Origin of the sequence: Kluyvera ascorbata ATCC 33433 (assembly GCF_000735365.1) — a bacterium.
Taxonomy (GTDB): Bacteria; Pseudomonadota; Gammaproteobacteria; order Enterobacterales; family Enterobacteriaceae; genus Kluyvera; species Kluyvera ascorbata.
On record NZ_JMPL01000082.1, the window covers coordinates 1 to 20146 of the forward strand.

The 20146-nt window shown below is 56.5% G+C and carries 18 protein-coding genes; 10 read left to right on the forward strand and 8 right to left on the reverse strand.

Annotated elements, in window-relative coordinates; all coding sequences use genetic code 11:
* From GKAS_RS16760 to GKAS_RS16775, 4 genes are all read left to right on the forward strand, one after another.
* Positions 1-910 (forward strand): gamma-glutamyltransferase (locus tag GKAS_RS16760; RefSeq protein WP_035895934.1); only part of this gene is annotated, 910 nt, incomplete at its 5' end.
* A gap of 34 nt (positions 911-944) precedes the next feature.
* Positions 945-2261, forward strand: coding sequence for an oxalate/formate MFS antiporter (gene oxlT, locus GKAS_RS16765; protein WP_373240733.1), 1317 nt, complete (start codon positions 945-947; stop codon positions 2259-2261).
* A 14-nt stretch (positions 2262-2275) separates the two neighbouring features.
* The gene (locus GKAS_RS16770) at positions 2276-2980 is read left to right on the forward strand and encodes a GntR family transcriptional regulator (RefSeq protein ID WP_035895936.1); all 705 of its coding nucleotides are present in this window, start codon (positions 2276-2278) and stop codon (positions 2978-2980) included.
* 267 nt (positions 2981-3247) lie between these two features.
* Positions 3248-3991, forward strand: a complete 744-nt coding sequence (locus tag GKAS_RS16775) for an IclR family transcriptional regulator (RefSeq protein ID WP_035895938.1) — start codon at positions 3248-3250, stop codon at positions 3989-3991.
* Positions 3992-4037: 46 nt separating this feature from the next.
* Here GKAS_RS16775 and GKAS_RS16780 read toward each other — a convergent pair whose 3' ends face one another.
* Together GKAS_RS16780 and soxS are read right to left on the reverse strand one after the other, a co-directional pair.
* Positions 4038-4319 (reverse strand): YjcB family protein, encoded by a 282-nt coding sequence (locus GKAS_RS16780; protein WP_035895939.1) that lies wholly within the window; start codon positions 4317-4319, stop codon positions 4038-4040.
* A 251-nt stretch (positions 4320-4570) separates the two neighbouring features.
* Positions 4571-4900, reverse strand: coding sequence for a superoxide response transcriptional regulator SoxS (gene soxS / locus GKAS_RS16785; RefSeq protein WP_035895940.1), 330 nt, complete (start codon positions 4898-4900; stop codon positions 4571-4573).
* A gap of 87 nt (positions 4901-4987) precedes the next feature.
* Here soxS and soxR point away from each other — a divergent pair, with 87 nt between their 5' ends.
* The 3 genes from soxR to GKAS_RS16800 all read left to right on the forward strand — a co-directional run bounded on the left by soxR (position 4988) and on the right by GKAS_RS16800 (position 9045).
* Positions 4988-5446, forward strand: coding sequence for a redox-sensitive transcriptional activator SoxR (soxR, locus tag GKAS_RS16790; protein ID WP_035895941.1), 459 nt, complete (start codon positions 4988-4990; stop codon positions 5444-5446).
* Between the two features lie 409 nt (positions 5447-5855).
* Positions 5856-7205 carry an NCS2 family permease gene (locus GKAS_RS16795; RefSeq protein ID WP_035895942.1) on the forward strand — a complete coding sequence of 450 codons (1350 nt, stop codon included), beginning with the start codon at positions 5856-5858 and terminating at the stop codon, positions 7203-7205.
* Positions 7206-7398: 193 nt separating this feature from the next.
* Positions 7399-9045 carry a Na+/H+ antiporter gene (locus GKAS_RS16800; protein WP_035895943.1) on the forward strand — a complete coding sequence of 549 codons (1647 nt, stop codon included), beginning with the start codon at positions 7399-7401 and terminating at the stop codon, positions 9043-9045.
* Between the two features lie 89 nt (positions 9046-9134).
* Here GKAS_RS16800 and GKAS_RS16805 read toward each other — a convergent pair whose 3' ends face one another.
* Positions 9135-10019: a LysR family transcriptional regulator gene (locus tag GKAS_RS16805; protein ID WP_035895944.1), complete on the reverse strand. Its 885-nt coding sequence runs from the start codon at positions 10017-10019 to the stop codon at positions 9135-9137.
* A gap of 102 nt (positions 10020-10121) precedes the next feature.
* On the opposite strand from GKAS_RS16805, the gene GKAS_RS16810 reads away from it, so the two are divergent.
* Positions 10122-10532, forward strand: coding sequence for a CidA/LrgA family protein (locus tag GKAS_RS16810; protein WP_035895946.1), 411 nt, complete (start codon positions 10122-10124; stop codon positions 10530-10532).
* A complete protein-coding gene (locus tag GKAS_RS16815; protein ID WP_035895947.1) occupies positions 10525-11214 on the forward strand; it encodes an LrgB family protein in 690 nt (229 codons plus the stop codon). Before GKAS_RS16810 ends, GKAS_RS16815 begins: the two co-directional genes overlap by 8 nt.
* 85 nt (positions 11215-11299) lie before the next feature.
* On the opposite strand, the gene GKAS_RS16820 is transcribed toward GKAS_RS16815, so the two are convergent.
* Together GKAS_RS16820 and GKAS_RS16825 are read right to left on the reverse strand one after the other, a co-directional pair.
* Entirely contained in the window at positions 11300-12583 is a 1284-nt protein-coding gene (locus GKAS_RS16820; protein ID WP_373995174.1) for an ABC transporter substrate-binding protein, read from the reverse strand.
* 108 nt (positions 12584-12691) lie between these two features.
* Positions 12692-13987 carry a Gfo/Idh/MocA family protein gene (locus tag GKAS_RS16825; RefSeq protein WP_035895951.1) on the reverse strand — a complete coding sequence of 432 codons (1296 nt, stop codon included), beginning with the start codon at positions 13985-13987 and terminating at the stop codon, positions 12692-12694.
* Positions 13988-14034: 47 nt separating this feature from the next.
* On the opposite strand from GKAS_RS16825, the gene GKAS_RS16830 reads away from it, so the two are divergent.
* Complete coding sequence (locus GKAS_RS16830; RefSeq protein WP_035895953.1) at positions 14035-15600, forward strand: hypothetical protein; 1566 nt, start codon at positions 14035-14037, stop codon at positions 15598-15600.
* Between the two features lie 206 nt (positions 15601-15806).
* On the opposite strand, the gene actP is transcribed toward GKAS_RS16830, so the two are convergent.
* From actP to acs, 3 genes are all read right to left on the reverse strand, one after another.
* Complete coding sequence (gene actP / locus GKAS_RS16835; RefSeq protein ID WP_035895955.1) at positions 15807-17456, reverse strand: cation/acetate symporter ActP; 1650 nt, start codon at positions 17454-17456, stop codon at positions 15807-15809.
* Complete coding sequence (locus tag GKAS_RS16840) at positions 17453-17767, reverse strand: DUF485 domain-containing protein (RefSeq protein WP_035895957.1); 315 nt, start codon at positions 17765-17767, stop codon at positions 17453-17455. The genes actP and GKAS_RS16840 overlap by 4 nt, the downstream gene beginning before the upstream one ends.
* Positions 17768-17940: 173 nt before the next feature.
* Positions 17941-19899, reverse strand: coding sequence for an acetate--CoA ligase (gene acs / locus GKAS_RS16845; protein ID WP_035895959.1), 1959 nt, complete (start codon positions 19897-19899; stop codon positions 17941-17943).
* Between the last annotated feature and the right edge of the window lie 247 nt (positions 19900-20146).

Sequence of the window (20146 nt, forward strand, 5' to 3'; positions counted from 1 at the left end):
TGATGTTTATCGCGCGGCACGGGTGAAGCCGCTGGCGCTGGAAACGGAGAGTGGGACGGTATATAACCTGCCGCCACCGTCTCAGGGCCTGGTCTCGCTGCTGATGACCGGCATTATCGAACAGCAGCGTAAAAAGGGCGCTATTGCCGACGAAGCCGATTTTGTCCACCTTTGTGTTGAAGCGACTAAGTTGGCGTTCACCTTGCGCGATCGCCATATCACCGACCCGGCCCATATGACCCTTGACCCGCAGTCGCTGCTGACGGCAGAGAGTATCGCTCAGCTCAGCGCGCAGATTGTGCCCGACCGAGCAAAGGCCTGGGGCAAAGGGCGCGGGCCTGCGGACACTATCTGGATGGGCGTTATCGACGGTTCTGGCACCGCCGTCAGCTTTATCCAGAGCATTTATCATGAGTTTGGTAGTGCGGTGATCCTCGCCGACAGCGGCATCATCTGGCAAAACCGTGGCAGCAGCTTTTCGCTTGACCCAAATGCCACCAACCCATTACAGCCGGGCCGCCTACCGTTCCATACTCTCAACCCCGGGCTGGCGCATCTGGCCAACGGCGATGTGCTGGTGTACGGCAGCATGGGCGGAGACGGCCAGCCACAGACGCTGGCGGCGGTCTTTGACCGCATCCTCCACCAGAAAATGACCCCGCAGGCGGCCGTGGCCGCTCCGCGCTGGCTATTAGGGCGCACCTGGGGAGAAAGCAGCGACACGCTTAAGATTGAAAGCCGCCTCAGAGCGGCGACTACCGACACCCTCAAACAGTACGGCCATGACGTCGATATTTATCCCCCTTATGACGACCTCATGGGGCATGCCGGGGCTATTCTCCGGCACTGCAACGGCATGCTGGAAGGCGGCAGCGACCCTCGTAGCGATGGTGGCGTTGCCCGCTGGTAACCCAGCATTTTCCAAATGAAACATTCGCGGAATGATGAGGCGCGCTGGGCGCGCCCGCGTTCTGACGACATTTTTTCGTCTATTGGAGCGTAAAATGACCGTTCTCAGAGAACCTTTGGTAGCACCAAAATTTGGCAAATGGGCGCAGCTGGTGTTGGGGCTTATCTGTATGGCCTCAATCTCCAGCCCGCAGTATGTATGGACGCTGCTGACCAAACCGCTGACCGAGAAGTTGGGTGTCGGCCTACCGGAGCTGCAGGTAACCTTTTCGCTGCTGATTATTCTGCAGACCTTCTTTTCTCCTTTTCAGGGGCGGCTGGTTGAACGATTTGGCCCCCGGCTGTTGATTTCAATCGGCACGGTGATGGCCGGGCTAAGCTGGGTGCTCTCCGCGCACATCAATGGTCTGATGGCGCTATACCTGGTCTATGGCTGTATCGGCGGATTGGGCACCGGGATTGTGTACATTGGCGTCGTTGGGCTGATGGTTAAGTGGTTCCCGCAAAACCGAGGCTTTGCCGCAGGGGCTGTGGCGGCGGGCTACGGTATGGGGGCGATTTTGACTACCTTCCCGATCTCGATTTCGCTGGGCAGTTATGGGTTGGAGCAGACCATGACCGTGTTTGGTATCGTCTTCGCTATCGTAGGGCTATTGGCCAGCCAAGGGCTGAGCCTGCCACCCAACTCGACTGCGCTGCCGGTTAGCCGGAAAATCGTGCAGGGGACGCGTCAGTTTACCTCTCGTGAAATGCTGCGCCAGCCTCTGTTCTGGCTGATGTTTGCCATGATGGCGATGATGTCGACCTCCGGGCTTATGGTGACCTCGCAAATGGCTATCTTTGCCGAAGATTTTGGCATCAGTAAAGCGGTGGTATTCGGCATGGCCGCGCTGCCGCTGGCACTGACCATCGACCGCTTTACCAACGGCTTGACTCGCCCGTTGTTTGGTTTTATTTCCGACCGCTATGGCCGTGAAAAAACCATGTTTATCGCCTTTGCCCTTGAAGGGGTAGCGATGATGCTGTGGCTGGCCTGTCGAGACGATCCGATGCTGTTTGTGCTGCTTTCCGGGGTCGTATTCTTCGGCTGGGGCGAGATCTTTTCGCTGTTCCCTTCTACGTTGACTGACACGTTTGGCAGCGAAAATGCCGCTTCGAACTACGGCTGGCTGTATATCTCGCAGGGGATTGGCTCCATTTTCGGTGGGCCGCTGGCCGCGTTACTGTATCAGCACACTCAAGGGTGGCATGTCGTCTTTGGCTGTGCGATTGCTCTTGATTTCATCACGGCTGGGCTGGCACTGTGGGTGCTGAAACCCTGGCGTGCGCGCTTTATTCGCCAGCACAGTTAATTGCGGAGCACTCTATGACGGTCACGACATCGGAACCCACGCCGCTTCTTGCGCATTCGGAACGAGTATTTCAGCAACTGAGGCAGGAGATTTATCAATTTATCCTGCTACCCGGCGATCGCTTTACGGAGGTGGAGATCGCCCGGCGGCTGGGATGTTCCCGCACGCCGGTTCGCGAGGCGCTGCTGTTGCTGCAAAACGAGGGGCTGGTCAGACGCTGCCTGCGTAACGGCTGGGAAGTGTTCCCCATTGATTTCGATGTCTACGAAGACCTGTACGAAACGCGCGCGCTGATTGAAGCCAATTCGGTGCGCAGTTTGTGCAGCTCGACGTCAGCAAAAGTGAACCGGCAGGTGCTCACCAGACTGAAGGCTATCTGGCAGGTTGCGCCGGAAATCGCGCTGGCGTGTGATGATATCGCTTCGCTGGATGAGCAGTTTCACCTGGCGCTAACCGAGGCAGCAGGCAATCGGGAATTGACGGCGATTCTGACCAATATCACCAACCGCATTCGCATTATGCGGCGGCTCGATTTTGAATATGAAACCCGAATAACCCAGACTTACAAAGAGCATGCTGAGCTGCTGGAGGCCATTGAACAGCGTGACGAAGTGCGAGCAGTAGCGCTGATCGTCGCGCATATTCAGGACGCCTACAAAGGTGCCAGCACTATCACTCTGCGACGCTTGCAGGATGTGCGGGTTAAGCAAATTTTGTAACCGAGGCTATCCGTCATTTTTATCGGAGGTGGGCATACTCGGCGGTTTTCCCGTCGCCGCCCGCTTCCAATTCATTTCGTCGAGAGTCCGCCGCTACGTTCTGCACATATTTCGCACTCTTGAGGTAGCGCAGCACGACATCCTCATTTAACCAAATACGGCTAAAAAACCTGGCTTCGGTAGGGCTTTTTCAAGCCGGTAGAAGCCGCCATCTGGCTCGCGTCGATGGCAACCGCTACAATGCGCGTTTTGCCATGGAGAGACATCATGACCAGCCTGAATCGAATGCTGTCGGTACTGGATTTGTTCACTGCCGCACGCCCCGTATGGGAAGCTGACCGCATCGTCGAAGCGCTGGGATGTTCAACTCCCACTGGCTACCGCTACCTGAAAGAGCTGATGTTGGCTGGTCTGTTGCAGCGTTTTAACGGCGGTTTCTACGCCCTTGGCCCGCGTATCACGCTGCTGGATTATGTTATTCGCAGTACTGACCCGCTGCTGGCGGCGAGTATCCCGCAGATGCGAGAGCTGGTGACGCTGACAGGCTGCCACTGCACGCTCTCCAGGCTTGATGGTGATGTGTTTCTCGACCTGCACCACGAATGTTCGAATCAGGAGATTGCGCTGATTTATGGCCGCGGTCGCCCGCGTCCGATGTTTTCCGGCAGCGCGCCAAAAGTGGTGATAGCCAACCAAACCTCGAAGCAGCAGCGTGGGCTGTTCGAACGTTGTCGTGAAGAGGTTCTGGCCGCAGGTCTGGGTGAAACGGAAGAGGCGTTTCTTAAGCGGATGCAGCAGATTCGCAAAGCGGGCTGCTACCGCGCCGATGAGGAGCTGGCGGTCGGGGTATCGTCGCTGTCGGTGCCTGTGCGTTTTGCGCCGAAAGAACACTGCGCCGCGCTGGCGCTGGTGTCATCGACTCAACATTTTGCGCAAAGCAACGTGGGGGAGTGGCAGGACAAACTCAAAAAAGCGGCCCGGCGTATTGCGTTGGCCTTAGGCGGGGAGTAGCCGCACCCTGATAATAAAAAACCCCGCCGCGGCGGGTTTTTTGTATTTAGTAGAGCGCAACCGGCCATTCTGGCGGCGTCTGGCTCATCACTTCAACCATCACATCTTTGATATTGTTAAAGATAGTGGAGATTTCTACCAGGGTAATACCGAGCAAACTGGTTGCGAACCAGCAGGCGGCCGCAAGGCCCAGCATGCTGCAAATAGCGCCCAGACCGATGTAATCGGCTTTACGAAGTTTGATTTTCAGGGTACTAGCAACGAACATCAGCACCGCGCTGGTTAATGGCCAACGTAACAGCGTAACGCCTGCGGTAAGTGAAAGCATGGGACCTTTTCCTCAGAGATAAACGACAAGCTGCCCGGACAGCACTTGTGTATGAGGCACTGGGCGCTCTGGCTATCTGAAGGCATTCACAAATTGAGTGAAACAGCGTTTCTGTTTCATATCATAATGTGAACTATATCACGCTTGCTGTTTTATTCACCAGAGGTAAACGCAGGATTTTTGTCAATTCAATAACCATGATCAAAGCATGGATAAGGCCGCCACAGCCGGTGTGGCAGCCTGAATGCGTATTAGGCGGAGATATGGTGACGGTAGTCCGTCGGCGTGCGATCGAACTCGCGGCGGAATACGCGCGAGAAGGTCTGCTGCGAGACGTAGCCGAGATCCATGGCGATATCAAAGATAGGCCGCTGGGTGGTGCGCAACGCTTCTGCGGCAAGCAGCAGGCGTCGCTGGCGGATGTAGTCGCCTAGCGTCTGATGCATCACGGTGCGGAACATTCTTTGCAGATACCACTTAGAGTAGCCGGACTTGCGGGCCACGATATCGATATTAAGCGGTTGATCGATATGTTCATCTATCCATTCAATTAGCGTCTGAATAATTTCCCGATGGGACATAAGGCTCTCCCCGTTGTCTATTTTCGCGTCGATTTCTGTTCTGTCGGCGAGTATAATTCCTCAAGTTAACTTGAGGTAAAGCGGATTATGGAAAAAAAATCGACGAGAATAAAAACGCTGCTTTCACCGGGTGAAGTAGCGAAACGAACTGGCGTTGCGGTCTCAGCATTGCATTTTTATGAAAGCAAAGGGCTAATTCGTAGCACGAGAAATAGCGGCAATCAGCGGCGCTATAAGCGTGATGTTTTGCGTTACGTGGCGATTATCAAAATTGCCCAGCGGTTAGGGATCCCGCTCGGCACTATCGGTGAATCGCTGAGCGTTCTGCCAGAAAACCACACGCTGGGGCCGAAAGACTGGAAGCATTTCACCACGCAATGGCGCGAAGAACTGGATAAACGCATCCACGCGATGGAAGCCTTACGCGACCAACTGAACGGCTGCATCGGCTGTGGCTGCATGTCGTTGCGCGACTGTCCGCTGCGTAATCCCGGCGATAAACTGGGGGAAGAGGGGACCGGTGCTCGTTTGCTGGAAGATGAGTAATCCTTATTCATTCTTCCTCTGATAATTGCGACATTTTTGCCATAGAAATGTTGCTGGATTGCGCATGAACGATAACGTTTGCGCATGGGTTGACCAATTCTCCATCGGCATTCGTTAATTTTCATAAACCAGGGCAAACTTCTGTTGAAAAAAGGGGCATAAAAGCCAGATAATCGTTTGCCTTCAAATTTCGGACGCATCTTACGCCGGAAATGAGCGGGTCAACCTTATCTCGCACACGCCGAGGATAAGGAATTCCGAATATCGTTTTGTCTGCGCGGAGTTAATCGTTTGCTTTTTTGTGGCTCCCCTATTGCCGCAAGTAGCACATGGAGATGACGCTTAGCTGGCAGTGGATGTTCCACCACGCAGACGAACGAATGATAAAAACTCTCAGGGGATGTTTTCTATGTCTACGCCTTCAGCGCGTACCGGCGGTTCGTTAGACGCCTGGTTTAAAATTTCTGCACGTGGTAGCTCCGTTCGTCAGGAGATTGTCGCCGGTCTTACTACCTTCCTGGCGATGGTTTACTCGGTGATCGTGGTGCCGGGCATGCTGGGTAAAGCCGGTTTCCCACCGGCTGCGGTCTTCGTGGCAACCTGTCTGGTGGCCGGTGTCGGTTCTATCGTGATGGGCCTGTGGGCAAACCTGCCGCTGGCTATCGGCTGTGCGATTTCACTGACCGCCTTCACCGCCTTCAGCCTGGTGCTGGGCCAGCACATCAGCATTCCGGTTGCGCTGGGCGCGGTATTCCTGATGGGTGTACTGTTTACCATCATCTCTGCTTCCGGTATTCGTAGCTGGATTTTGCGCAATCTGCCGCAGGGCATTGCGCACGGTACGGGCATTGGTATCGGCCTGTTCCTGCTGCTGATCGCCGCGAACGGCGTTGGCATGGTGGTGAAAAACCCACTGGACGGCCTGCCGGTTGCGCTGGGTCAGTTCGATAGCTTCCCGGTTATCATGACGCTGGTCGGTCTGGCGATGATTATCGGTCTGGAGAAACTGAAGGTACCGGGCGGCATTCTGCTGACCATCATTGGTGTCTCTATCGTCGGCCTGATTTTCGATCCAAACGTGCACTTCTCCGGCGTGTTCGCCATGCCATCGCTGAGCGATGACCAGGGCAACTCGCTGATTGGTAGCCTCGATATTATGGGCGCGCTGAACCCGGTTGTACTGCCAAGCGTACTGGCGCTGGTGATGACCGCCGTGTTTGACGCCACCGGTACTATCCGCGCGGTAGCCGGTCAGGCAAACCTGCTGGATAAAGACGGCCAGATCATTAACGGCGGCAAAGCGCTGACCACTGACTCCCTGAGCAGCGTGTTCTCTGCGGTTGTGGGTGCATCCCCGGCGGCGGTGTACATCGAGTCCGCAGCGGGTACGGCGGCAGGTGGTAAAACCGGCTTAACGGCAATCACCGTTGGCATCCTGTTCCTGCTGATTCTGTTCCTCTCTCCGCTCTCTTACCTGGTTCCAGGCTATGCAACCGCACCTGCGCTGATGTACGTCGGCCTGCTGATGCTGAGCAACGTGGCGCGTATCGACTTCAACGACTTCGTTGACGCGATGTCTGGTCTTATCACCGCGGTGATGATCGTGCTGACCTGTAACATCGTTACCGGCATCATGATTGGCTTCGCGACGCTGGTGATTGGCCGCGTGGTTTCAGGCGAATGGCGCAAGCTGAACATCGGCACGGTAGTGATTGCGGCGGCGTTGGTTATCTTCTATGCGGGCGGCTGGGCGATTTAATCTCCTACCCTCGCAGAAAAAACCCGCCTGATGGCGGGTTTTTTGTTTGTCGCTTGGCCGGGCTACAGGTCTGGACTTTTTTTCTATTTTCAGCCACCTCTCGTTTCCTTTTGCGTTAATCTGGGTAACGTAAACTCGGAAGCACGACGCTTCATGTTTTGAATAATAAGACAACGCTGTAAACAGGGAACGCATGGAAATATTCTTCACCATACTCATCATGACCCTCGTGGTTTCGCTCTCCGGGGTGGTTACGCGCGTAATGCCCTTCCAGATCCCACTACCTTTAATGCAAATCGCCATCGGCGCGCTGCTGGCGTGGCCGACGTTTGGTTTGCACGTTGAATTTGACCCGGAACTGTTCCTCGTTCTGTTTATCCCGCCGCTGCTGTTTGCCGACGGCTGGAAAACGCCGACGCGCGAGTTTATTGAGCACGGGCGAGAGATCCTCGGGCTGGCACTGGCATTAGTGCTAGTGACGGTCGTAGGGATTGGCTTCCTGATCTACTGGATTGTGCCAGGTATACCGCTGATTCCAGCCTTTGCGCTGGCGGCCGTACTCTCGCCGACCGATGCCGTGGCGCTCTCCGGGATTGTCGGAGAAGGTCGCATTCCGAAAAAAATCATGGGGATTCTGCAAGGCGAGGCACTGATGAACGACGCCTCTGGCCTGGTGTCGCTGAAGTTTGCCGTCGCGGTGGCGATGGGCACGATGGTCTTTACCGTCGGCGGTGCGACGATGGAATTCCTCAAAGTGGCAATCGGCGGCATTCTGGCAGGCTTTGTGGTCAGCTGGTCGTACGGTCGCTCGATGCGTTTCCTGAGCCGCTGGGGTGGTGATGAACCGGCCACGCAGATTGTGCTGCTGTTCCTGCTACCGTTCGCTTCTTATCTCATTGCCGAGCATATCGGGGTGTCCGGTATTCTCGCGGCGGTAGCGGCCGGGATGACCATCACCCGTTCCGGCGTGATGCGCACCGCGCCGCTGGCGATGCGTCTGCGTGCCAACAGCACCTGGGCGATGCTGGAGTTTGTGTTTAACGGCATGGTGTTCCTGCTGTTAGGTCTACAGCTTCCGGATATTCTCGAAAGCTCGCTGGTGGCGGCAGAGGCTGACCCGAACGTCGAAACCTGGATGCTGTTTACCGATATCATCCTGATTTACGCGGCGCTGATGCTGGTGCGTTTTGGCTGGCTGTGGACGATGCGCAAGCTGAGCCAGCGCTTCCTGAAAAAGAAACCGATGGAGTTTGGCTCATGGACCACTCGTGAGCTGCTGATCTCCTCCGTTGCCGGCGTGCGCGGGGCGATTACCCTGGCCGGTGTGCTCTCCATTCCGCTGCTGCTGCCTTCGGGTGATGCCTTCCCGGCGCGCTATGAGCTTATCTTCCTGGCCGCGGGCGTGATTCTGTTCTCGCTGTTTGTCGGGGTGATTGCGCTGCCGATTCTGCTGCGTCATATCGAATCGACCGATAACGTGCAGCAGCGTAAAGAAGAGCGCCTGGCGCGGGCTGCGACGGCGGACGTGGCGATTGTCGCTATTCAGAAAATGGAGGAGCGTCTTGCCGCGGATACCACCGAGAACATCGATAATCAGCTGCTGACCGAGGTCAGTTCACGCGTGATTGGTAACCTGCGCCGCCGCGTCGATGGGCGCAACGACGTGGAGACCTCGATGCTGGAAGAGCAGCTTGAACGCCGCTTCCGCCTCGCGGCGCTGCGCTCTGAGCGTGGGGAGTTGTATCACCTGCGCGCAACGCGCCAGATAAGCAACGAGACCTTGCAGAAGCTGCTGCATGACCTCGACCTGCTGGAAGCGCTGTTGATTGAGGATGCGTAGCTAAGTTCGGCGCTGCGCTTGGCCGGGCTACGGTCGTGTATCGTAGCCCGGGCGAGGCGTTTACGCCGACCCCGGGAATGGCACCATATCTACTCTGGCAGCGTAAACCCCTCACAGCACTTCAGCCACGCTTGAGCGCTGTGAGACAAATAAACTCCTTCCCGCCAAATCATCCCCAACTGCCAGCGCAAATCGCTCTCCAGCGGCAGCCAGCGCAGGGTTTTCTCATCGAGTCTGCGGCAAATCGGCTCCGGCAGAATCGCCACGCCGACGCCCGCCTGGACCATCGCGGCGAGAAAATCCCACTGCCCGCTGCGCACCGCAATACGTGGCTTCACGTGATGGCGCGTAAACAGCTGCATCAGCTGGCGGCTAAGGGCGAAATCTTCGTTGTAGATAAGCAAAGGATGCGCGGCAAGCTGCTGTGGAGATACCGACGTTTGCTCCAGCCAGTCGCCGGAACGCGGCACCAGCACGCAAAGTGGGTGGCTGAACAAGAGTCGGGTGGTCAGCGCGCTTTCTTCTTCCACCGGCAGCGCCGTCATCGCCAGATCCAACTCGCCGTTCATGACCGCCTGCTGCACGGTTAGCCCGCCGCCCTCGGAGATTTTCAGCTCTACGCCGGGGTAGCGCTGGCGAAACAGACTAATGGGCCCGGCCATCAGCATGCCGACCATCGGGGGAATGCCGAGTCGCAGTACGCCTTTATTGAGATGGTTAATATCGCTGAGCTCCGCTTCTAGCTGGCGGAATTCGTCGAGGATAGCCAGCCCGCGGTCGAACACGACCTGCCCGGTATCGGTCATTAACAGCTTGCGGCCGTCGCGAATAAGCAGGGTGCAGTTCAGCTCATCTTCCAGGTTTTTGAGCATTTTACTGATGGTGGGTTGCGTCACGAAGAGCTTCTCCGCCGCGCGGGTAAAGCTCTGCTGACGAACAACTTCGACGAAGTAGCGCAGTGTTCTGATGTCCATGATTATGCCTCTAAACTATGCTACCGATGAGTTTAATTCATTTTTGTCATCATCGTTGTCTCACTATACTGTGCCTCTCTCATTTTTTCTGGACATCCCTCCATGGCTGAGGCCTTAGGGCGCGTTGTGCCCTCCGTTTTAAACCGTCTCCAGGTTCCAGTACAGGTCGTGCTGTACGCGGGACTGTTTGTTTTTGCTGAATATCTGGTGAGCTGGTGGCATTTGCCGCTTCCCGCTAACCTGGTTGGCATGGTGCTGCTGTTGGCGCTGATCGTCTGCCATATTGTGCCGCTGAAGTGGGTACGCGCCGGGTCTCGCTGGCTGCTTGCGGAAATGCTGCTGTTCTTTGTGCCTGCGGTGGTGGCGGTGGTGAACTATGCCCAACTGCTGATGGTCGACGGCTGGCGGATTTTTGTGGTGATTGCGCTAAGCACGATGATGGTGCTGGCGGCGACCGCGTGGGTGGTCGATAAGGTCTATCGTTACGAGCTAAAGCGGATGCGTCATGAGTAACTTTCAGCTGAGCGTGCTGTGCCTGGCGATTACGCTGGTGCTCTACTTTGCCAACAAACGCCTGTATCGCCGCTTTCGCAAGCTGCCGCTGATGCCGCTGGTGTTGACCCCGGTGCTGCTGGTGCTGATGCTGGTGTTCGGCCATATCTCCTATCAGAACTACATGGGCGAAGCGCACTGGCTGCTGTGGCTGCTTGGCCCGGCGACTATCGCGTTTGCGGTGCCGGTGTACGACAACCTGGCGATCATCAAGCGCCACTGGATGTCGCTCTCCGCGGGCGTGATCACGGCGACGGTGGTGGCGGTGACCAGTTCAGTATGGCTGGCGCGTCTGTTTACGCTGTCGGATGAAATTCAGCGTAGCCTGGCGGTACGTTCCATCACCACGCCGTTTGCCCTCGCGGCGGCGAAATCCCTCGGCGGCCAGCCTGAGCTGGTGGCGCTGTTTGTGGTGGTGACCGGCGTATTCGGTATGGCGATTGGCGACGTGCTGTTCCTGCGCTTAGCGATCCGTGAAGGGATGGCGAAGGGCGCGGGCTTTGGTGCGGCCTCGCACGGTGCCGGGACGGCGCGCTCCTATGAGCTAGGGCCGCAGGAAGGTGTGGTGGCAAGCCTGGTGATGATGCTGTCCGGTGTGGTGATGGTGCTGGTGGCACCGTTAGTGGGCTGGATTATGTTTTGACGCCGTTGCCGGGTGGCGCAGCGCTTACCCGGCCTACAAGGGCGCAATCCCGTAGGCCAGATAAGCAAAGCGCCGTCAGGCAACATTAGCGATTCAACCGCCGCACAATGCGTTCCACCTGCTGGCGGAAATCGGCGACCACTTCAGCGGTCGTCTGCTTACCGAGGTCCAGCTTCTCGCGAGCTGAGGTAAACTGATCGATAACCTGCAAATCTTCAATATACGGCGTGGCGATAGCGGTAGTGTGCAGCGACTGCGCCTGACGCAATCCGGCGACGACCGGGTCATTCGGATCAATCACTCCTTTTTCGGTCAGCAGCGTTTCTGCCGCCTTGTTCAGCGGAATACCGCGCTCCAGCCCTAATGCCTCGACCGACTGCGGGTCGCTGACCAGGAAGTTCAGCAGTATCGCCGCCTCTTTCGGATGCCTGGTGGACTTCGCTATCGAGAACATCTGTGACGTTTTAAAGTAAACGCCGGACTCGTCCGTTCCCGGCTGCATTACGTAGTCGCCGAGTACCAGCTTCGCCGGTGGCGTCATGTTGTTGGCAAACATCCGGATGGTAATGTTCCAGGTGAACAGGCCACCCCATTCGCCGTTAATCCACGGTTTCATCTCATACAGATTGCCCTTGCCGTAGGCGGAGAGCGTTTTCGGTGACGGCAGCACGTGGTCATCGCTCAGCCGCTTCACAAAGTTGAAGGCTTCAATCCACTGCGCGTCGTTCCAGGCAAACTTGCCGTCGCTGTTGAACATTGGCTTCTGGTGTTTCTGCATCATGTAGGCGTTAAGCAGCAGAATCACATCCTGATCGACCATGGTGTACGGGTAGTAGTGGTTGCCGAGCTTCTGCTGGAACACCTTCCCGGCGGCAAAGAATTCGTCCCAGGTTTTAGGATAGGCCAGCCCGGCTTTCTGCCAGGTGACATCGTTGTAGTAAAAGACCGGCGCGTTAACCGAGATAGGCAGGCCGTTGAGCTTGCCTTTGACGGTGGTGGACTGCAAATCTTTGGCCAGATACTGGCTGAAATCGAGCTCGCTCTTGAGCTTATTGAGATCGTAATAGCCTTCGCCGTTTTTGGAGAAAATGATAAGCCACGGCCAGTTGGTCTGCATCACATCCGGCTCGGTGCCGCTTGCCATCTGGGTGGTCAGGCGCGAAAGGTGCCCGTCCCAGCCGGTGTATTCGGCTTTCACTTTGATATCGGGATACTTTTTCTCGAAGGCTTCCAGCGCCTTGAGCGTGGCCTGGTGACGGCTATTGCCGCCCCACCACGACATGCGTAATTCAACGGGCTGCTGCGCCCAGGCAGAGGTACAGGAAAATAACAGCGATGCGATGACACCTGAAACGAGTTTATTCATTATTTGTCTCCAGGATAGAGGCATAAATAGCGTTATTAAACAGGTGAGTAACAGCAAAATACTGACCATTCGCTCCGGCGCAGCCTCCTGCCGCACCGGAAGGCGTGCGGCTTAACGTTTTGTCAGACGGGAAACCAGTTCAAACTCCTTAAAGTTCACCGGGCGCTGCTGCTGCATCGAAATGTTGCCCGCAATGCCGGTGAGGATAGACATTGCCCCCGCGCGGTGGTCGGCGGCGCGCTGCAGCGGGTCGTTGCCCGGTTCGCCAAACAGATCCGCCAGCATGGCGTTATCGCCGCCGCCGTGGCCGCCTTCGCCGAGATTAAATTCGGCTTTCCACGGTTCGGCAAACATCGGGAAGACGGTGATATCGCACTGCTCCAGGCTGCCTTCGTTTTCGCGTTTGCCACCGGCGTTAACGTAGGATTTCTCAACGATTTTCATCTCCAGGCGGCCTTCGGTGCCGTTAAACACCACGTTCAGCCCTTCCCACGGCAGATAGGCGTTAAGCGAGTAGGTGAGTTGCACCTGGTTCTGGTATTTCACCAGCACTGACATGGTGTCTTCGATGGTGATGCCGTCGCTGAACACGCTCTGGTCGCGGAAGTAGTTATCTTCATGCTCGGCGTCCAGATACAGCGCTTTCAGCTGTTCGTTGTCCGCCATATTCAACGCGAACGGATCGTCTTTGGCTTCGGCATAACCATGGGTACGCGGGTAGAACTGGCTGACGCCGCGCTTCTCGGCGTTCTCTTTGCCGTAGAATTGCAGGCTGCCTTCGGCGTACACGCGCTCCGGATAGCTCGCCAGCCAGAAGTTCATCAGGTCGAAATGGTGGGTAGATTTATGCACCAGCAGGCCGCCGCTGTTACGTTTTTCGCGGTGCCAGCGGCGGAAATAATCTGCGCCGTGTTCGGTGTTGAGCAGCCACTCGAAGTGAACGGAGGTGACGTTGCCTATCACGCCCTGCATCAGCAGTTCACGCACCTTGCTGTGGTGCGGCGCATAACGGTAATTGAAGGCCACGCGCACGGTGTGCCCGGTCTCTTCGATGGCGTTCAGAATACGCAGCGCGCGCTTTTCGTCGATGGTCATCGGCTTTTCGGTGATCACATCGCAGCCCGCGTGCAGCGCCCGCACGATATAGTCGTCGTGGGTGCGGTCCATGGTGGTAACGATGACGATATCCGGACGCGTTTCGCGGATCATCTCTTCAAACTGCGCCGCTTTCCAGGTGGAGACCGGCTCGGCTCCCTCTTTTTGCAGCAGCGTATTGGCGTAGTTCATTCGCGTCTGGTTGGTATCGCAAAAGGCGACCATTCTGGCGTTATTACGCCAGGTGCCACCAATAGCGGAAATATATAAACCTGCACGACCCCCAGTTCCGACCAACGCATATTTTTTCATGACATCCTCGATTAATATATCAACACCAAAATCCGCAAGGCGACGCAATGAAACGTATTCCGCATCAATTGATGGAGCTGAACAGCACTTTTATCTGGCACTGGCCCTGGTTTATTCAGGGCGTTAAAAGCGCGAAACAGCACGGTTTCACCGGCATCATCCTGCACCAGCAGGAACTGCTTTCTATTCTTGCGACGCCCTCGCCGTTAAGTCAGAAACTTCACGTCGAGAACTTAATTCATCAGCAAAACTACGCGTTGCAGTATTTAAAACGCGTTGACCGTTATCTGGCGGAAAATAACCTTTCGTTCTGGCTTCAGGGGGAAGCGGCGCCTAATGACGATATTATTAAGCGTAAATTTCCCGAGCTGACCTTCGACGAAAAAAGCGCGCCGGATTTCTGGCAGCAGTTTTATGCCGCAATACTGCACTCGTTATTGCCGTCGTTGCCGCACCTCAGCGGCATGATTCTGAGCCTGACCACGCCGGACTTTCAGACTGTCCGCTGGCAGCAGAGCCTGCACGATGTCTGGAGCCTGCTGCGCGCCCAGGGGAAAAAGCTGGTGCTGCGCGACTTTATTGATGACAGCTGGCCGCGCCAGCAGCTTTCCAACATCCTTGCTCGGCTCTCGGACGACGTTCGCGCCTCTATCAAAGCCACCGAGCTGGACTATCACCCCGGTTTTGCCAACCACCCGCACATCGCAACGCTGCCGGGGCATAAAAAATGGATCGAGTACGATCTCTTCGGCACCGGCTACGGCTGGACCGCGCTGCCGTGCTATCTGGCCGATGAAATCAGCGGCCGTCTGAGCTGGGCGCTGAGCGCCGCCGAAAACGAAATTGAGGCCATTACCTCTCGCGTTAGCTGGCAGTGGTTGCCCGATAGCCGGGTCATGGACTCCGCCAACGCCATTAATCTCTTTGGCCTTTCCGCCGCCAATCAGGTCGAGGATTCCGCGCCGTCGGCCTTTGAACGCTGGGCCCAGCATCAGCAGCTTGGCTTTCGCTCGACGCAGGATAAACACCGGCTTTCTGCCATCGTCCACGCCAGCTACGACTGGCTGTGTAAAACGCCAAACTTCCTCGGGCGACGGCTGCACTACCAAAGCCAGATCCCAGAGAGCCTCTCCCAGGCGCAGCAGCTGCTGCACATGGACACCCGTAGTGCCAACTGGATGCACGCCTGGCAGCCCTTAATGCCGACCGACGACCCGGTGCTTGGCAAAGAGCAGCGCGAGCGTGTCACGCTGGAAAAAGAGGCCGCCTGCTTCCTTGCCACTCGCACGGTACAAAACCTGCGGGAGTTGATGCCGCGGATTACCTGCCCGGACGACACGCTGGAGGTGCTGCTGGCCGCCTGGCGCAGCGCGGAAATCTACAGCCAGATGTTCTCTCGCGTGGCGGCGGCGGTGACCGATGCCCTGTGGCTTGACCATTACGGCCCGCAAAGCCTGCCTGCTGGCTCGTTGCAAAAGCATCAACAGCAGTTGCTTCGCTATGCCGATACGCTGGAACGCTGGCTGGTGAATCCGCCCGTCAGCGGCCCGCTGTTTCTGCCGCTGCTGTTAAGCCCGGAGCGCTTAACTCGTTTTGCCAGAAGCCTTGAGTAAAGAATAAAAAGCGCGGCGCGGGTTGTCTGTAAACGTCGTAGAGGTAAAACCGGGGATAGGCGTGAAAACGGGAAAAGTGTGATGGCCTTTGCGAATCGTAGATAAAGCTTGTGATGCGCATCGGCTTTTTTCGTTTTGGCGACGTGATAAACGTCACCTGAAGGGGGAAAAAATGTGATCCCCGACCAGAGGCCGGGGAGGGGATTTTAGTGTGCGCGGCCCTGGTCGATGCCGAGGCCCGTCTGCGAACGGATGAACTGCGCGCGGAACTGCTCGCGTTCGAGATTACCTTCGGCAGAGTTATCGGTGGCAGAGAAGAACCAGATACCGATAAAGGCGATGGCAATAGAGAACAGCGCCGGGTATTCATACGGGAAGATAGCTTTCTCGTGACCGAGGATCGTCACCCAAATGGTTGGGCCGAGGATCATCAGCACGACCGCCGTCAGCAGGCCCAACCAGCCGCCAATCATCGCGCCACGGGTAGTCAGCTTCGACCAGTACATGGAGAGCAGAATGATTGGGAAGTTGCAGCTTGCCGCGATGGAGAACGCCAGGCCCACCATGAACGCGATGTTTTGATTCTCGAACAGAATGCCCAGCAGGATCGCCACTACGCCCAGCACCAGTACGGTGATTTTCGAGACCTTCAGCTCCTCACGTTCGGTTGCGCCTTTCTTAAAGACGTTGGCGTACAGGTCGTGAGAGACCGCCGAAGCGCCGGCCAGCGTCAGGCCGGCGACCACCGCCAGAATGGTGGCGAAAGCAACCGCAGAGATAAAGCCCAGGAACAGGTTACCGCCCACGGCATCGGCCAGGTGAACCGCCGCCATGTTGTTGCCACCAATCAGCGCGCCCGCTGCGTCTTTAAACGCCGGGTTCGCCCCCACCAGCATGATCGCGCCAAAGCCGATGATAAAGGTCAGAATGTAGAAGTAACCCATAAAGCCGGTGGCGTAGAACACGCTCTTACGCGCTTCGCTGGCGTCGCTTACGGTGAAGAAACGCATCAGGATGTGCGGCAGACCAGCGGTACCAAACATCAGGCCGAGACCCAACGACAGCGCCGATATCGGGTCTTTCACCAGCCCGCCAGGGCTCATGATGGCTGCGCCTTTCGGGTGTACCGCCATCGCTTCGGTGAACAGGTTATTGAAGCTAAAGCCGACGTGTTTCATCACCATAAAGGCCATGAAGCTGGCGCCGAACAGCAGCAGTACCGCTTTGATGATTTGTACCCACGTGGTGGCGAGCATGCCGCCGAACAGCACGTACATCACCATCAGCACGCCAACCAGCACCACGGCGACGTGGTAGTTGAGGCCGAACAGCAGTTCGATAAGCTTACCGGCACCGACCATCTGGGCTATCAGGTACAGCGCTACCACCACCAGTGAGCCGCAGGCGGAAAGCATGCGTATTGGCCCCTGCTTTAGTCGGTACGACGCGACGTCAGCAAAGGTGTAGCGGCCGAGGTTACGCAGGCGTTCAGCAATCAGGAACAGAATGATTGGCCAGCCGACGAGGAAGCCGAGTGAGTAGATAAGGCCGTCGTAGCCGGAGGTGTACACCAGCGCGGAGATACCGAGGAACGATGCCGCTGACATAAAGTCACCGGCGATCGCCAGCCCGTTCTGGAAACCAGTGATGTTGCCGCCAGCGGTGTAGTAATCGCTGCGCGAACGCACGCGCTTCGAGGCCCAGTAGGTGATATACAGCGTCAGCATGACGAAAATCAGGAACATGATAATCGCCTGCCAGTTGGTTGGCTGGCGCTCCACGTGCCCGCTGATCGCATCGGCCGCGTTGGCTGCGAAAGGAAGTGTGGCGGCAAGCGCCGTCAGGACTTTCTTCATGATGCTTTTACCTCACGCAGTACGGCCTTGTTCAGGCGATCGAATTCACTGTTGGCCCGCCAGACGTAGATGCCGGTCAACAAGAAGGAAATGACGATAATGCCGATCCCAATCGGGATACCGCGCGTAACGCTGGTGCCCGGATGCAGCGGCGTGCCGAGCCAGCCAGGGGCAAAAGCGATGAGTAAAATAAAACCGACGTACACCACTAACATAATCAGCGATAAGAAGGTGGCAAACCGTTGCCGTTTTTGGACGAGCTCCCTGAAATGCGCACTATCTTCTATCTGCTGACAAATTTGATCATTCATCACAGAGTCTCCAGAGGTTTTCTTACGTAGTGTTTTTTGTTGTGCAAATCAGAACCAGAACACCGTACTGTTCCTTTCTCCGAGCGGAAAAAGGATCGGGCGAGGGGCGGTGTACGGCGGTGCACCCTCACCCCGGCCCTCTCCCGGTGAACAGGAGAGGGGTAAGCCTGCTCTTATGACGGCATCGTGATGGCCTGCTTCTCTTCCAGCAGTTTGTCCACCACGCCCGGATCGGCGAGCGTAGAGGTATCGCCCAGGTTGCTGGTGTCACCAGCGGCAATCTTGCGCAGAATGCGGCGCATGATCTTGCCTGAGCGGGTTTTCGGCAGCGAGTCGGTCCAGTGCAGCACATCCGGGGTTGCCAGCGGGCCAATCTCTTTACGGACCCAGTTGCGCACCTCGGTATACAGCGCTGGCGTCGGCTCTTCGCCGTGGTTCAGCGTGACGTAGGCGTAAATCGCCTGGCCTTTAATGTTGTGCGGAATACCAACTACAGCCGCTTCGGCAATTTTCGGGTGTGATACCAGCGCAGACTCGATTTCTGCGGTACCCAAGCGGTGGCCGGAGACGTTCAGCACGTCATCGACGCGGCCGGTGATCCAGTAGTAGCCATCTTCATCACGACGCGCGCCATCGCCGCTGAAGTACATGTTTTTGAAGGTGGAGAAGTAGGTTTGCTCAAAGCGCTCGTGGTCGCCGAACAGCGTACGCGCCTGACCCGGCCAGGAGTCGGTGATAACCAGGTTGCCTTCGGTCGCCCCTTCCTGTGGATGGCCTTCGTTATCCACCAGAGCGGGCTGTACGCCGAAGAACGGACGGCTGGCGGAGCCCGCTTTCAGCTCAATAGCGCCCGGCAGCGGGGTGATCATAAAGCCACCGGTTTCGGTCTGCCACCAGGTGTCCATCACCGGGCACTTCTCGTTGCCGATCTGCTTCCAGTACCACTCCCAGGCTTCCGGGTTAATCGGCTCGCCGACGGAGCCCAGAATGCGCAGGGAAGAGCGGTCGGTGCCGGCGGTGGCTTTATCGCCTTCCGCCATCAACGCACGAATCGCCGTCGGTGCAGTATAGAGAATGTTGACCTTGTGCTTATCCACCACCTGACACATACGCGCCGGGGTTGGCCAGTTTGGTACGCCTTCGAACATCAGCGTCGTCGCGCCGCAGGCCAGCGGGCCGTACAGCAGATAGCTATGACCGGTGACCCAGCCCACGTCGGCGGTACACCAGTAGATGTCGCCCTGATGGTAGTCGAAGACGTATTTAAAGGTGGTCGCGGCATACACCAGATAACCGCCGGTGGTGTGCAGCACGCCCTTAGGCTTACCGGTGGAACCGGAGGTATAAAGGATAAACAGCGGGTCTTCCGCGTTCATCTCGGCTGGCTGGTGCTGGTCGCTGGCTTTTTCCATCAGGTCGTGCCACCACAGGTCGCGGCCTTCGTGCCATTCGACGTTACCGCCGGTGCGCTTCAATACGACCACGTTTTCGATGGTTTTGACGTTCGGGTTTTTCAGCGCATCGTCGACGTTTTTCTTCAGCGGAATGCTGCGCCCGGCGCGAACGCCTTCGTCAGAGGTGATCACCAGACGGGAGTTGGAGTCGATGATACGACCCGCGACCGCTTCCGGTGAGAAGCCGCCAAAGATAACGGAATGAATGGCGCCGATACGGGCACAGGCCAGCATCGCTACCGCCGCTTCCGGCACCATCGGCATATAGATAGCCACCACGTCGCCTTTTTTCACGCCCAGTGACAGCAGGGTATTGGCGAAGCGACAAACGTCGCGGTGCAGTTCGCGGTAGGTAATGTGTTTGCTTTGGGAGGCATCGTCGCCTTCCCAGATGATTGCGGTCTGGTCGCCGCGGGTGTCTAAATGACGGTCCAGGCAGTTTGCTGCCAGGTTCAGGGTGCCGTCTTCATACCATTTGATGGAGACATTGCCAGGCGCAAAGGAGGTGTTTTTCACTTTGGTGTAAGGCTGCATCCAGTCGAGGATTTTTCCCTCTTCACCCCAGAATGCATCCGGGTTAGTGACTGACTGGTGATATTTGGTCTGGTATTGCTCCGGGTTTATCAGGCAGCGTTCTGCAATATTTGCAGGAATAGGGTGTTTGTGAATTTGGCTCATGCTTTTTTTCTCCTTGTAAGATGTTAATAATATGTCTCATAAAAGTTAATAACAGAGGGAGAAGACGCTTTGTTTACTATTTGCGCGGCAGATCACGCAATATTGGAATTGTTCAAATAACGTTCATTTGATTCTTTGAACAAAAATAATTACGGAGAGGGATTTATAGAAAAAGACGGATTTTTTCTTTTTTATAACAAAAACTTATAAATAATTACTGGTAGAAATCAGCAGTAATATGGGATTT

Coding starts and splice junctions, on each gene's coding strand:
- acs (WP_035895959.1), bottom strand. CDS start 19,899: ATGAGCCAAATTCACAAACACCCTATTCCTGCAAATATTGCAGAACGC.
- GKAS_RS16770 (WP_035895936.1), top strand. CDS start 2,276: ATGACGGTCACGACATCGGAACCCACGCCGCTTCTTGCGCATTCGGAA.
- GKAS_RS16805 (WP_035895944.1), bottom strand. CDS start 10,019: ATGGACATCAGAACACTGCGCTACTTCGTCGAAGTTGTTCGTCAGCAG.
- soxS (WP_035895940.1), bottom strand. CDS start 4,900: ATGTCCCATCGGGAAATTATTCAGACGCTAATTGAATGGATAGATGAA.
- soxR (WP_035895941.1), top strand. CDS start 4,988: ATGGAAAAAAAATCGACGAGAATAAAAACGCTGCTTTCACCGGGTGAA.
- GKAS_RS16795 (WP_035895942.1), top strand. CDS start 5,856: ATGTCTACGCCTTCAGCGCGTACCGGCGGTTCGTTAGACGCCTGGTTT.
- GKAS_RS16800 (WP_035895943.1), top strand. CDS start 7,399: ATGGAAATATTCTTCACCATACTCATCATGACCCTCGTGGTTTCGCTC.
- GKAS_RS16810 (WP_035895946.1), top strand. CDS start 10,122: ATGGCTGAGGCCTTAGGGCGCGTTGTGCCCTCCGTTTTAAACCGTCTC.
- GKAS_RS16780 (WP_035895939.1), bottom strand. CDS start 4,319: ATGCTTTCACTTACCGCAGGCGTTACGCTGTTACGTTGGCCATTAACC.
- oxlT (WP_373240733.1), top strand. CDS start 945: ATGAGGCGCGCTGGGCGCGCCCGCGTTCTGACGACATTTTTTCGTCTA.
- actP (WP_035895955.1), bottom strand. CDS start 17,456: ATGAAGAAAGTCCTGACGGCGCTTGCCGCCACACTTCCTTTCGCAGCC.
- GKAS_RS16815 (WP_035895947.1), top strand. CDS start 10,525: ATGAGTAACTTTCAGCTGAGCGTGCTGTGCCTGGCGATTACGCTGGTG.
- GKAS_RS16825 (WP_035895951.1), bottom strand. CDS start 13,987: ATGAAAAAATATGCGTTGGTCGGAACTGGGGGTCGTGCAGGTTTATAT.
- GKAS_RS16830 (WP_035895953.1), top strand. CDS start 14,035: ATGAAACGTATTCCGCATCAATTGATGGAGCTGAACAGCACTTTTATC.
- GKAS_RS16840 (WP_035895957.1), bottom strand. CDS start 17,767: ATGAATGATCAAATTTGTCAGCAGATAGAAGATAGTGCGCATTTCAGG.
- GKAS_RS16775 (WP_035895938.1), top strand. CDS start 3,248: ATGACCAGCCTGAATCGAATGCTGTCGGTACTGGATTTGTTCACTGCC.